The sequence below is a fragment of the Ideonella sp. B508-1 genome (assembly GCF_000333615.1).
In the GTDB taxonomy this organism is placed as follows: domain Bacteria; phylum Pseudomonadota; class Gammaproteobacteria; order Burkholderiales; family Burkholderiaceae_C; genus Ideonella.
Genome location: NZ_BADL01000621.1, coordinates 1 through 11,994 on the forward strand (window position 1 = coordinate 1; position 11,994 = coordinate 11,994).

At 67.2% G+C, this 11,994-nt stretch carries 9 protein-coding genes and 3 pseudogenes; 5 read left to right on the plus strand and 7 right to left on the minus strand.

The window, feature by feature from the left end:
- Both I73_RS30465 and I73_RS24635 read right to left on the minus strand, forming a co-directional pair.
- Positions 1 to 292, minus strand: a pseudogene (locus I73_RS30465) (RND transporter); the annotation flags it as partial.
- 31 nt (positions 293 to 323) lie between these two features.
- Positions 324 to 842, minus strand: a complete 519-nt coding sequence (locus tag I73_RS24635) for a MarR family winged helix-turn-helix transcriptional regulator (protein WP_022983062.1) — start codon at positions 840 to 842, stop codon at positions 324 to 326.
- Between the two features lie 159 nt (positions 843 to 1,001).
- On the opposite strand from I73_RS24635, the gene I73_RS24640 reads away from it, so the two are divergent.
- From I73_RS24640 to I73_RS24655, 4 genes are all read left to right on the plus strand, one after another.
- Complete coding sequence (locus tag I73_RS24640) at positions 1,002 to 1,682, plus strand: OmpA family protein (protein WP_022983063.1); 681 nt, start codon at positions 1,002 to 1,004, stop codon at positions 1,680 to 1,682.
- A 108-nt stretch (positions 1,683 to 1,790) separates the two neighbouring features.
- Positions 1,791 to 2,645: a thymidylate synthase gene (locus I73_RS24645; protein ID WP_022983064.1), complete on the plus strand. Its 855-nt coding sequence runs from the start codon at positions 1,791 to 1,793 to the stop codon at positions 2,643 to 2,645.
- 10 nt (positions 2,646 to 2,655) lie between these two features.
- The gene (locus I73_RS24650) at positions 2,656 to 3,171 is read left to right on the plus strand and encodes a dihydrofolate reductase (protein ID WP_022983065.1); all 516 of its coding nucleotides are present in this window, start codon (positions 2,656 to 2,658) and stop codon (positions 3,169 to 3,171) included.
- A 10-nt stretch (positions 3,172 to 3,181) separates the two neighbouring features.
- Positions 3,182 to 3,757 carry a DUF4337 domain-containing protein gene (locus I73_RS24655; RefSeq protein ID WP_022983066.1) on the plus strand — a complete coding sequence of 192 codons (576 nt, stop codon included), beginning with the start codon at positions 3,182 to 3,184 and terminating at the stop codon, positions 3,755 to 3,757.
- 13 nt (positions 3,758 to 3,770) lie between these two features.
- Here I73_RS24655 and I73_RS24660 read toward each other — a convergent pair whose 3' ends face one another.
- Positions 3,771 to 6,911: an EAL domain-containing protein gene (locus I73_RS24660; RefSeq protein ID WP_022983067.1), complete on the minus strand. Its 3,141-nt coding sequence runs from the start codon at positions 6,909 to 6,911 to the stop codon at positions 3,771 to 3,773.
- Between the two features lie 69 nt (positions 6,912 to 6,980).
- Between I73_RS24660 and xth the strand changes: the two genes are divergently transcribed.
- A complete protein-coding gene (xth, locus tag I73_RS24665) occupies positions 6,981 to 7,754 on the plus strand; it encodes an exodeoxyribonuclease III (RefSeq protein WP_022983068.1) in 774 nt (257 codons plus the stop codon).
- 41 nt (positions 7,755 to 7,795) lie between these two features.
- On the opposite strand, the gene ntrC is transcribed toward xth, so the two are convergent.
- From ntrC to glnA, 4 genes and pseudogenes are all read right to left on the minus strand, one after another.
- On the minus strand, positions 7,796 to 9,340 hold the full coding sequence (gene ntrC / locus I73_RS24670) for a nitrogen regulation protein NR(I) (protein ID WP_022983069.1): 1,545 nt from the start codon (positions 9,338 to 9,340) through the stop codon (positions 7,796 to 7,798).
- A gap of 16 nt (positions 9,341 to 9,356) precedes the next feature.
- A pseudogene (glnL, locus tag I73_RS30470) lies at positions 9,357 to 10,381 on the minus strand (nitrogen regulation protein NR(II)).
- An 87-nt stretch (positions 10,382 to 10,468) separates the two neighbouring features.
- Entirely contained in the window at positions 10,469 to 10,993 is a 525-nt protein-coding gene (locus tag I73_RS24680) for a hypothetical protein (protein WP_234409609.1), read from the minus strand.
- A gap of 76 nt (positions 10,994 to 11,069) precedes the next feature.
- A pseudogene (gene glnA / locus I73_RS30475) lies at positions 11,070 to 11,994 on the minus strand (type I glutamate--ammonia ligase); the annotation flags it as partial.

Consider the following 11,994-nt stretch of genomic DNA (forward strand, 5'->3'; position numbering starts at 1 on the left):
CAGTGGCCGAATGGACCATGTCGGCCATGGCCCGGGCCTGGGCGGCCCGGGCCTGGGCCTGCGCCAGGGTCGGGTGGGCCGCCAGGGCCTGGCCGATCAGCCGCGAGAGTTCGGCGTCGTCGAAGGATCGCCACCAGTCGCCAGCCAGAGGGGCGGTGTCGGGCTGGGCGGCCAGGCCGGCGCGCTCGGCGCCGAACAGAGCCGCGCCCGGCTGTTCGGCACCAGGCAGGGCGCAACCGGCCAGCACGGCCAGCAGGGCTGCGGCCACCACCCCGTGGGGACGCAAAGACATGCGGAGGGAAGAGAACCTGTTCATGGTGAGTTCAGGAGGCGCCGCCCTGCTCCTGTGCGGAGGCGGACGATTGAGAAAGACGGAGGGCTTCGCCGTTGGCCAGGATGCGTTCCAGCATGCCGCGCAGCAGCACCCACTCCTCGTGGTTGAAGCCGCTGAGATGCCGGTTGAGCACACGGCAGAGCACCTCGGGCACCTGGCTGGCAATGGCCTGGCCCTGGGGGGTGAGGAGCACATGCACCACCCGCCGGTCGCTGGTCGAGCGCTCACGGCGCAGCAGGCCCTTGCTCTCCAGGCGGTCCAGCAGGCGAGTGGTCGCCCCCGGATCCAGCTGCAGATCACGGGCCAGGCCGGCCACGGTGGACTGCCCGCAGGCATGCAACTTGAACAAGGGCATCCACTGCGCGTGAGTCACCTCCCACGGCACCAACTCCTGGTCCGCATCAGCGAGGAGGCTGGCCAGGACCCGACGCATCAGGTAACCAATGCTGATTTCCGGCCGGAACTCCTCGGGCTGGTAGAACTCAGCTGGAATGGGAGGCGAATTCATGTGGCAGATGATATTTGCCCAAGCAATGAATGACGCGGCAAGCAAAAAAGACCCTAGGATTAACCAGGGGTATTGGCCGACCGCGCCCTTGCTTGGCACCCCGGGTCCACCCAGGGTGTTTCCTGCCTGTCCAACCGACGCTGAAAAAGGAGAAGACACATGAACACGATGACCCAGGATCTGTCCCGTTCCCAACGCGTGCTGCGAGGAACCGGACTGGCGCTTGCCGTGGCCCTGACCTTCAGTGGTTGCGCGGAAATGGGCCCGCGGGAACAGGGCACGGCCACGGGGGCCGCGATCGGTGCCATCGGTGGCGCGGTCATCGGCTCCGCCACCGGCGGTAGGGCCGGCACGGGCGCCTTGATCGGGGGGGCCGTGGGGGCCGTGGCGGGCAACATCTGGTCCAAGCGCATGGAAGACAAGCGCAAGCAGATGGAAGCCGCCACCCAGGGCACCGGGGTGGAGGTGAGCCGCACGGCCGACAACCGGCTGCAGGTCAATGTCCCCAGCGACATCAGCTTCGATGTCGGCCGCTCGGCCCTGCGGCCCGCGCTGCATCCGGTGCTCGACAAGTTCGCCTCCGGCCTGGACAGCAGCATGAAGGTGATGATCATCGGCCACACCGACAGCACCGGCAGCGATGCGATCAACGACCCGCTGTCGGTCGACCGGGCGGCCAGCGTGCGGGACTATCTGGTGATGCGGGGGCTCTCCCCGACCCGGATCTCCATCGAAGGCAAGGGCTCGCACCAGCCCATCGCCGACAACGCCACGGTGGACGGACGTGCCCGCAACCGCCGTGTGGAGATCTTCCTGAGCGAAGCCCAGCCCCAGGGGTGAGGCCTGCGCGGCAGCGGGCCCGCGCCTAAAATCGGGCGCTCGCGTGGTCCCTGGCACCCATGGTGCCGGGGACCGACCACCGCCCTGCTGCTGTTGTCCCCTTCTCCCATGAGCACCACCCCCACGTCCGGCGCGCCGCGCCCCGTTCGCCACCAGTACGAGGACTTCATGCGCCACGTCTTCGAGCATGGCGTGGCCAAGGGTGATCGCACCGGCACCGGCACGCGCAGCGTGTTCGGCCACCAGATGCGCTTCGACCTGAGCGAGGGCTTTCCGCTGGTGACCACCAAGAAGGTCTATCTGCGGGCCATCATCGTCGAGCTGCTGTGGTTTCTGCGCGGCGACAGCAATGTGAAGTGGCTGCAGGAGCGCGGCTGCACCATCTGGGACGAGTGGGCCCGTGACGACGGCGACCTGGGCCCGGTCTACGGAGTGCAGTGGCGCAACTGGCCGGCCCCGGATGGCCGCCACATCGACCAGATCGGCGAGGTGGTGCGCACGCTGCGCAGCAACCCCGATTCGCGCCGCATCATCGTCAGCGCCTGGAACGTGGCCGACCTGGACCGCATGGCCCTGATGCCCTGCCATGCCTTCTTCCAGTTCTACGTCTCGCCGGAGCTGGGCCCCCATGGCAAGCGCAAGCTGAGCTGCCAGCTCTACCAGCGCAGCGCCGACATCTTCCTGGGCGTGCCCTTCAACATCGCCAGCTATGCGCTGCTGACCCACATGCTGGCCCAGCAGTGCGACCTGGACGTGGGCGACTTCATCTGGACCGGGGGCGACTGCCACATCTACGACAACCACCTGGAGCAGGTGCAGACCCAGCTGGCGCGCGAGCCCCTGCCCTACCCGGTGCTGAACATCAAGCGGCACCCGGCCTCGATCTTCGACTACGAGCCCGAGGACTTCGAGGTGCTGGACTACCAGCACCACGCCCCGATCAAGGCCCCGGTCGCGGTCTGAGGGTCCCACGATGATCCGTCCGACCGTGCTGGTCCTGATCGCCGCGGTGGCCCGCAATCGCGTGATCGGGCGTGACAACCAGTTGCTCTGGCATCTGCCCGAGGACATGGCCCACTTCCGCGAAACCACCCGCGGTGCGCCGGTGATCATGGGCCGCAAGACCTGGGAATCCCTGCCGGCGCGTTTTCGCCCGCTGCCGGGGCGGCGCAACATCGTGCTCAGCCGCCAGGCCGGTTATGTGGCCGAAGGCGCCGAGGTGGTCGCCACGCTGGATGACGCACTGCTTCGCCTCCAGGCATCGCCACAGGCCTTCGTGATCGGCGGCGAACAGCTCTATCGCCTGGCCCTGTCGCGCGCCGACCAGCTCGTGCTCACCGAACTCGACCGCGATTACGAGGGCGATGCCCTCTTCCCGGCTTGGGACCCCGAGATCTTTGCAGAGGTCGAGCGTCGACCCGCGCAGTCCGCACCGGCCGAGGGGCCGGGCTATGCCTTTGTCACCTACCAGCGGCGGCCCACCGCCTGAAACACCCACCATGTCCGACCACGGTTTCCACGTCCACGGCCCCCACGACCACGAACTCGAGCACGCCGCCCACGCGGACCCCGGCAGCATGGCCGGGCAGCTGGCGGTGGTGACGGCCATCCTGGCCACGGTGGGGGCGCTGTTCTCCTACATGGGCGGCGCCGCCCAGGCCAACGCCGTGCTGGACAAGAACACGGCGGCGATCAAGAAGACCGAGGCCTCGGACCAGTGGAACTACTACCAGGCCAAGAGCAACAAGCAGAGCCTGGCCGAGCTGGCCGCGGTGCTGGTGCCGGAGGCCAAGCGGGCCGACTACGAGCAGCAGGCCCAGCGCTACAAGAAGGAGAAGGACGAGATCAAGTCCAAGGCCGAGGCCCTGGAGCAGGAATCCAAGGACTGGGACGAGCGCTCCGAGCAGGAACTGCACATCCACCACCGCTGGGCCCAGGCCACCACCGTGCTGCAGGTGGCCATCGCCATGGCGGCCATCGCCATGCTGACCCGTCGCCGCTGGCTGGAATGGGCCACGATCGGTGGCGGCGCGGTGGGCATCGCCATCGGCGTGGCCGCCATGCTCCACCTGTGAGCCCGCCAGGGGTTCAGGCGGGCGCCAAGGCGCCGCGGGTCCCGATCCAGCGCGCCAGCTCGTCCGCCGGCATCGGCCGGCCGTACAGATAGCCCTGCAGCTCGTCGCAGCGCGCCAGGGTCAGGGCCTGGGCCTGCTCCGCGGTTTCCACGCCCTCGGCCACCACGGTGAGGCCCAGCGTGTGCCCCAGGCCGATCACGGCATGGATCACCGCCAGGTGGGTGCTGTCCTCCAGCATGCCCAGCACGAAGGAGCGGTCGATCTTGAGCCGGTCGATGGGGAAGCGGTTGAGATAGTTGAGGCTGGAGTAGCCGGTGCCGAAGTCGTCGATCACCAGCCCCACCCCCAGGGAGCGGATCTCCCGCAGCACCGCCAGGTTGGCTTCGACGCTGTCCATCAGCATGGACTCGGTCAGCTCCAGCTCCAGCACGCCCTGGGGCACGTCGTAACGCTGCAGGCAGGCGCGCAGATGGTCCAGCAGCCCGGGATGCCGCAGCTGCAGAGCCGAGAGATTCACCGACACCTCGCGCGGGAGCTGGCCCGCCCGCTGCCAGGCCTGGATCTGCCGGCAAGCCTCCTCGATGACCCAGGCCCCGATCGGCACGATCAGGCCCGACTCCTCGGCCACCGGAATGAACTGCGCGGGGGACACCGCCCCGAGTTCCTCATGCTGCCAGCGCAGCAGCCCCTCCACGCCGATCAGATCCCCCGTGCCGGCGGCCACCCGGGGCTGCCAATGCAGGGCCAGGCCGTCGCCGTCCGCGGCCTGCCGCAGGGCGGACTCCATGGTCAAACGCTGCTGGGCACGCTCGGTCATCTCCTGGCTGTAGAACTGGGCGCTGTCACGCCCCTCGGACTTGGCCTGGTACATGGCCGTGTCCGCGTGGCGCATGAGCAGGTCCAGCTCGTCCGCATCGTCGGGGTACATCGCGATGCCCACGCTGCAGGAGACATGCAGCTCGTGCTCGTTGACGCGGTGCGGTGCCCGGATCAGCGGAATCAGGCGTTGGTCCACCACCTGGGCCACCTCGTCCGCACCATGCACGCCACTGAGCACGATGATGAACTCGTCGCCGCCCAGGCGACTGACCGTGTCGCCCGCACGCACCGCGTCCGACAGGCGTTGCGCCACCGACCTCAGCACGCCATCGCCCACATGGTGGCCCAGGGTGTCGTTGATGTCCTTGAAGCGGTCCAGGTCCACGAACAGCAGTGCCACGTGCTCGCCCGTGCGCTGGGCCTGCTGCAGGGCCATGCGCAGCCGTTCGATGCACAGGGTGCGGTTGGGCAAACCTGTCAGGACATCATGGTGCGCCAGGTACTGGATGCGCTCCTCGCTCTTCTTGCGGTCGCTGATGTCGATCGAGGTGAAGATGTAGTGCGACCAGGCCCCCTGCGGTTCACGCACGCCGCTGACCATCAGCCAGGCCGGAAAGTCGCTGCCGTTGCGGCGCTTCAGACGCAACTCACCCTGCCAGGTGCCGCGCTTGGCCACCGCGTCCCACATGGTCTCCAGCATGGTCGCGGGCACTTGGAACAAGGTCTCGGGCGCGGCCCCGACCACCTCGCCCACATCGTGGCCGGTGGATCGGTAGAAGGCCTGGTTGGCCGACAAGACCCGGCGATCGGCGTCGGCGATCAGGATGCCTTCGGAGGACGCTTCGTACACCTTGGCCCAGAGCTCCAGGCGACGCTCCATCAGCTTGAGGTGGTTGATCGGGGTGAACAGGGTCAGCACCGCGTCCTGGCCCTGGTAGGCCAGGCGCCGGGCGGACAGCACCGCCCAGGCCGTTTCGCTGCCGCCATGCCACCGGACCTCGAACTCGTCGACCGCCCCGCGATCGGCCAGCTGCTGGAAGAAGCGGGCCCGCACCGAAGGCTCCAGACTGGTGGCCCAGGGATCGCGGCGGCGCCCGGCCAGCCAGGCTTCGGCCGGCGCGTTGGCATGCAGCACCTCGTGGCCGGGAATGGCGGTCACCACGATGGCGATGGGCGTGGCTTCCAGCAAGGCCTGCTGGGCGTGTGCGGCCCGGGCACTGGCGGCCAGCTCCTGCTGCTCCTCGCGAGCGCGGTCCAGCTCTTCCAGCATGCCGTTGAAGCCGGTGACCAGGCGCCCGATCTCGTCCTGGCTGGACCATTCGGCACGCAGGCTGTGGTCGCCCGTGCGCCCCACGGTATCCACCACCTGGGACAGCCGGCGCAGGGGAAAGCGGATCTGCTGCGCCACCATGTAGACCATGCCCAGGATGCAGCTGAGCAGGAAGAGTGCTGTGCCCAGGTGCAGCCACATGCGGGTGTACAGGCCGGAAACCCGCTCATGCAACATCATGTCCAGCGTGTCCCCGGCACCGCGCCAGGTGTCGCGCAGCTGCTCCAGCAGCGTCTGCTGCGCGGTCTTCAGCGCGGCCTGGGCATGGGCATCGTCCGGAGCCTCCACCCATTGGCGGGCGGCAGCGCGGAAGGTCTCGATCTGCGCCACCAAGGCCGCCTCGCGCTGGCCTTGCAACCCCATCAGGGCCGGCCGGGCCGCCTGGGCCTCGGACCAGTCCGACTGCATGCCCCGCAAGGTGGCGTCCAGCTGACCTTCCAGCACCAGGTACTGGGTGGCGCGTGAAGCATCGCGATGCTCGGCCAGATGGGTTGCGATGCGGTGCTGCGCCTCCAGCAGTTCGGGAAAGCGCAGCACGATGAGCGACATCATGTAGTAGCTGTCCAGGTCCGGATCGAGGATCAGGTTGGACTGGTTGCCCAGGCGGGTCAGCAGGGCACGGCCCTCGCCGATGACGGCCGACGCGGCGGGCGAAGGCACCAGGGACGCCACGAGCTGCTGGTTGAGCTCGCCGCTGCCCATGCCTTCGCCGTGCTCGAACTCCTGCGCGCGCAGCCGCTGCACATGCTGCGGCCAGCTCAGGCGCGGTGGTGCGTCCGCCCCGAGCCGGGCCCCATCGATCAGGGTGTCACGCAGGGCACTGATGTAGGTGTTGCCCGCGATCTCCTTGCGGGCGAAGTCGATGAAGAGGAACTTCTCGTTGACCAGGATGCTGGTCACATAGATGACTGCACACAGATCCAGCAGGTAGATCAGCAGCAGCTTGCGCCCCACGCTCAGCCGGGACAGCAGGCGAGCGAAAGGGTTTCGGGGGATATCAGGCATAGCGGCTGGTTTAGCAAAGCCCATGCCGCTTCTCGCAGCGCGGTGTGCAGTTTTCGATAGCATGGGCGCATGCAATTCGCCACCTGGAATGTGAACTCCCTGGCCGTGCGCCTGCCTCAGCTGCTGGACTGGCTCTCGGCCCACCCTGTGGACGCCCTCGTCCTGCAGGAGACCAAGCTGACCGACGACAAGTTCCCGCAGACCGAGATCGAGGCCGCGGGCTACCAGGTCGTCTTTCACGGCCAGAAGACCTACAACGGCGTGGCACTGCTCTCGCGAGGTGCTGCCACGGAAGTCACCAAGAACATCCCCGGCCTGGCCGATGAGCAGGCACGGGTCATCGCGGGCACGGTGGGGGACACACGGGTCATCGGCGCCTATTTCCCGAACGGGCAGGCACCAGGCAGCGAGAAGTTCGCCTACAAGATGCAGTGGCTGGAAGCGCTGCAGGCCTGGGTCCGCGAAGAACTGGCACACCATCCGCAGCTGGTGCTGATGGGCGATTTCAACATCGCCCCGGAGGACCGCGACGTCTACGACCCGGTGGCCTGGGCCGGCCAGATCCACTGCACCCCCGAAGAGCGCGCACATTTCCAGCAGTTGCTGGGCCTGGGCTTGAGTGATGCGTTCCGCTTGTTCGAGCAGCCCGCCAAGAGCTGGAGCTGGTGGGACTACCGCAACCTGGCCTTCCGCAAGAACCAGGGCCTGCGCATCGACCACATCCTGGTCAGTCCGGCACTCAAACCCCGTGTCACGGCCTGTGACATCGACAAGGCGCCGCGCAAGAACGAGCGCCCCAGCGACCATGCGCCGGTGATCGTCACGCTGAACGAGCAGCCCTGACGCAGCGCGAGCCTGCTGGCCGCAGGCGCGGCCAGCAGGGCTCAATCGTCCAGGGACAGTTCCTGGATCTTGCGGGTGATGGTGTTGCGGCCGATGCCCAGCTTCTGGGCCGCTTCGATGCGTCGGCCGCGGGTGATGTGCAAGGCGGTGCGGATGAGCCGGGCCTCGAACTGCCGGGTGAGCAGATCCCAGACCTCGGGTGAGCCGGACTCCAGCAGGCGTCGCGCTTCGATCTCCAGATCACTGAGCCAGCGCGGATCGCCGCCCGAGCCCTCGGATGCCGCCTGCCCGATCGCAGCGGGCATGGCGGCGGCCATCGGAGGCACCGGCGCGTCCTGCACGGGCAGACCCTGCGGCAGGCCGCTGGACACGGGCATCACGCTCGTCGGCACCGCCGCGGCCGGCAGCTCCGCCGCCGGGGCCTGGCTGAGGATCTCGGGCGGCAGGTCCTTGCTCTCGATCACCTGGGCCGGGGCCATCACCGTCAGCCAGTGGCAGACGTTCTCCAGCTGCCGGACATTGCCGGGGAAGCTGAAGGCCTTCAGGCGCTCCAGGGCCTCGTCGGTGATGCGCTTGGGCTCGACCCCCAGCTCCTTGGCGCTCTTCTGCAGGAAGAAGCGGGCCAGGGCCGGCACATCATCGGCCCGCTCACGCAGCGGGGGCAGACGCAGGCGGATGACGTTCAGGCGATGGAACAGGTCTTCACGGAAGGCCCCGTCGCGCACCCGCTGCTCGAGGTTCTGGTGGGTGGCGGCAATCACGCGCACATTGGCCTTGAGCGGCTGATGCCCCCCGACGCGGTAGAACTGGCCATCGGACAGCACGCGCAGCAGACGGGTCTGCAGATCGAAGGGCATGTCACCGATTTCGTCCAGGAACAGGGTGCCGCCATCGGCCTGCTCGAAGCGGCCGCGGCGCATGGTCTGCGCGCCGGTGAAGGCACCGCGCTCGTGGCCGAACAGCTCGGACTCCAGCAAGTCCTTGGGAATGGCCGCCGTGTTGATGGCGATGAAGGGGCCGTTGGTACCTTGCTCACCACGCGGGCTGTGGCGGTGCAGGGCCCGGGCCACCAGCTCCTTGCCTGAGCCGGACTCGCCGGTGATCAGCACCGTGACATTGCTCTGCGAGAGGCGGCCGATGGCCCGAAAGACATCCTGCATGGCCGGGGCCTGACCGAGGATCTCGGGCACCGGCAGGTTGCGCTCGTCGCTCACCTCCTCGCGCAGACTCTCCTCCACCGCACGGCGGATCAGCTCGACCGCCTTGGTGAGGTCGAAGGGCTTGGGCAGGTACTCGAAGGCGCCGCGCTGGAAGGCCGAGACGGCGCTGTCCAGGTCCGAGTAGGCGGTCATGATGATGACCGGCAGGTTGGGCAACTGCTCCTTGACCTTGCCCAGCAGATCCAGCCCGGAGCCGCCCGGCATGCGGATGTCGCTGACCAGCACCTGGGGTTCGTCGTCGGCCAGCGCGGCCAGCACTTCGCGCGGATTGGCGAAGCTGCGCACCGGCAGTTGCTCGCGCGCCAGCGCCTTCTCCAGCACGAAGCGGATGGATTGATCGTCGTCGACGATCCAGATGGGTTTCATGGGGGCAGTCTTTGCGTCAGGGCAACGGGATCAGGATCTTGAAGACCGTGCGTCCCGGCTCACTGTCGCATTCGATCGTGCCCTGATGCTGCTGGACGAAGGTTTGCGCCAGAGTGAGCCCCAGCCCGGAGCCCCCTTCACGCCCTGACACCAGGGGGTAGAAGATGCGCTCCTTCAGGCTGTCGGGGATGCCTGGTCCGTTGTCCTCGACATGCAATTCCAGTGCCAGTCGATATCTCTGCTTGCCAATGGTCACTTGTCGCGCCACGCGCGTGCGCAGCACGATGCGGGCGTCGCCCTGCTCGATCCGTTCGCTCAGCGCCTGGGAGGCGTTGTGGACGATGTTGAGCAGGGCTTGTATCAATTGCTCGCGGTCGCCCCGGAACTCCGGCAGCGAGGCGTCTTATTCACGTTCCAGGAAAGCCCGCGCGAGTGCTCGGCCAGCACCAGCGCCCGCACCCGCTCACAGACCTCGTGGATGTTCACATCACCGATCACGTGCGGCTTGCGTGGGGGCGCCAGCAGGCGGTCCACCAGGGTCTGCAGGCGGTCGGCCTCGTGGATGATGACCTGGGTGTACTCGGTCAGCTCCGGCGAGGGCAGGTCCATGGCCAGCAGCTGGGCCGCGCCACGGATGCCCCCCAACGGGTTCTTGATCTCATGCGCCAGATTGCGGATCAGCTCCTTGGTGATCTGCGCCTGCCCCATGGCCCGCTCCTCGCGGTCCTGCCGGGTTTGCTGCTCGATCTCGAGCATCTCGACCAGGATGCGCTGATGGGTTGGCTCGGTCTGGCTGACGATCACATGGACCGGCAGCGGATCGGTGAAGCCCACCACGCTGCGGCGCAAGGCACCTTCGAAGCGGCGGGTGGCGAATTCGTTGCGGGAGACAGCCTGGATGGCCTCGTGCAATTGGGCCGGTTCACGGAACCAGTCCAGCAGAGAGCTTTTCACCAAGGAGCGCCGCGACTGGCCGATCATGGTCTCCAGCCCGGCATTGGCGTACAGGCAACTGCCGTCCGGGTTGACCACCGCCACCATGGTGGCCAGCAGATCGAAGCTTTCCCAGGCGCGGGCCTCGGCGGATTCCTGGGAGCGGAGCAATTTCACCCTCACAGCACCGCCGGCTCAGTCCAGCTTGCCCAGTTCGCGCTTGATGGCCGCCACATCGGCCTCCTTGCGCGTGATGGAGGCCTTCAGATCGGCCGTGCGATCCAGATACTTCTGGTAGTTGCGCTCATCACCCCGACGCTCGGGCTGACCGTTGTTGTATTCCTTTTTAAGGGCATCGAGCTCGCCCTGCGCCTTGTTCAGTTCGTCCGACAGGATGCGTTTGGCGTCGCTGTCGCGGGCCTTCTGCTCGCTGCGATCCACCTTGGACTCGGCCCCCGCGCCACTGGGCGCCGCCGAAGCCGTGCGCGCCTTCGGACCGGAGATCGTGGTGGGCTCGGTCGCCTCCTTGGCCTTGCAACCCTTCTGGGCCGCCTCCTTGGCGCTCAGCGTGTTGGTGAACACATTGCCAGGGCACACGTAGTAGATGGAGCCGCTCTGGGCCATGGCCGACGCAGGCGTCAACATCGAGAGCAGCAAGCCGCCAGACACCGCCAGACACATGCGGACGGGACGAAGCAAAGACGAAGCAGAGGACTTCATGAGGGCATTGTCACTCGAAAAAAAAAAGGGACGGCAAACGCCGCCCCCTTTCTGCTGAGCATGCCTGCCGTGCAGGTCACAGAGCGTAGTACATGTCGTACTCGACCGGGTGCGTGGCCATGCGGAAGCGGGTCACCTCTTGCATCTTCAGCTCGATGTAGGCATCGATGTAGGCATCGGTGAACACGCCGCCCTTGGTCAGGAACGCGCGGTCCTTGTCCAGGTAATCCAGAGCCTGGTCCAGGCTGTGGCAGACGGTCGGGATCTTCGCGTCTTCTTCCGGCGGCAGGTGGTACAGATCCTTGGTGGCGGCTTCGCCCGGATGGATCTTGTTTTCCACGCCGTCCAGACCGGCCATCAGCAGGGCTGCGAAGGCCAGGTACGGGTTGGCCGAGGGATCCGGGAAGCGCGCTTCGATGCGGCGGCCCTTCGGGTTGGCCACGTACGGGATGCGGATCGAGGCCGAGCGGTTCTTGGCCGAGTAGGCCAGCTTCACCGGAGCTTCGAAGCCAGGCACCAGACGCTTGTACGAGTTCGTGCCCGGGTTGGTGATGGCGTTCAGGGCACGGGCGTGCTTGATGATGCCGCCGATGTAGTACAGCGCGAACTCGCTCAGGCCGGCATAGCCGTCGCCAGCGAACAGGTTCTTGCCGTCCTTCCACACGGACTGGTGCACGTGCATGCCGGAGCCGTTGTCACCGACGATCGGCTTGGGCATGAAGGTCGCGGTCTTGCCGTAGGCATTGGCGACGTTCACGATGATGTACTTCTGCAGCTGCAGCCAGTCCGCACGCTCGACCAGCGAGCTGAACTTGGTGCCGATTTCCATCTGGCCGGCGTTGGCCACTTCGTGGTGGTGCACTTCCACGGGAATGCCCATCTGCTCGAGCAGCAGGCACATTTCCGAGCGCATATCCTGGCCGCTGTCGACCGGGGGCACCGGGAAGTAGCCGCCCTTGACGGGGGACGGTAGCCGGTGTTGCCGTGCTCGTATTCCTTGC

Coding starts and splice junctions, on each gene's coding strand:
- xth (WP_022983068.1), top strand. CDS start 6,981: ATGCAATTCGCCACCTGGAATGTGAACTCCCTGGCCGTGCGCCTGCCT.
- I73_RS24640 (WP_022983063.1), top strand. CDS start 1,002: ATGAACACGATGACCCAGGATCTGTCCCGTTCCCAACGCGTGCTGCGA.
- I73_RS24635 (WP_022983062.1), bottom strand. CDS start 842: ATGAATTCGCCTCCCATTCCAGCTGAGTTCTACCAGCCCGAGGAGTTC.
- ntrC (WP_022983069.1), bottom strand. CDS start 9,340: ATGAAACCCATCTGGATCGTCGACGACGATCAATCCATCCGCTTCGTG.
- I73_RS24645 (WP_022983064.1), top strand. CDS start 1,791: ATGAGCACCACCCCCACGTCCGGCGCGCCGCGCCCCGTTCGCCACCAG.
- I73_RS24680 (WP_234409609.1), bottom strand. CDS start 10,993: ATGAAGTCCTCTGCTTCGTCTTTGCTTCGTCCCGTCCGCATGTGTCTG.
- I73_RS24660 (WP_022983067.1), bottom strand. CDS start 6,911: ATGCCTGATATCCCCCGAAACCCTTTCGCTCGCCTGCTGTCCCGGCTG.
- I73_RS24650 (WP_022983065.1), top strand. CDS start 2,656: ATGATCCGTCCGACCGTGCTGGTCCTGATCGCCGCGGTGGCCCGCAAT.
- I73_RS24655 (WP_022983066.1), top strand. CDS start 3,182: ATGTCCGACCACGGTTTCCACGTCCACGGCCCCCACGACCACGAACTC.